The 346-nt window shown below is 63.0% G+C and carries 1 pseudogene; it reads left to right on the forward strand.

Annotation, left to right across the window (positions count from 1 at the left end):
* Nucleotides 1–346, forward strand: a pseudogene (gene mraY / locus EN786_RS36545) (phospho-N-acetylmuramoyl-pentapeptide-transferase); the annotation flags it as partial.

Consider the following 346-nt stretch of genomic DNA (forward strand, 5'->3'; position numbering starts at 1 on the left):
GTTCATCATCGCCGCCATCGCGGCATGGGTGATCATGCACAATGGCCAGGCGCCGTTCTCATCGTCGCTGACCTTTCCCTTCGCCAAGGAATTCCTGATCAATCTCGGCTGGTTCTTCGTGCCGTTCTCCTGTTTCGTCATTGTCGGCGCGGGCAATGCGGTGAACCTGACCGACGGCCTTGACGGCCTGGCGATCGTGCCGATCATGATCGCGGCGGCGTCGTTCGGCGTCATCGCCTACCTCTCGGGCAACGCGGTGTTCGCCGAATATCTGCAGATCCATTTCGTTCCCGGCACCGGTGAGCTTGCCGTCGTGCTCGGCGCGGTGATCGGCGCCGGCCTCGGC

It is taken from the genome of Mesorhizobium sp. M4B.F.Ca.ET.143.01.1.1 (assembly GCF_004792275.1).
Classification (GTDB): domain Bacteria; phylum Pseudomonadota; class Alphaproteobacteria; order Rhizobiales; family Rhizobiaceae; genus Mesorhizobium; species Mesorhizobium abyssinicae.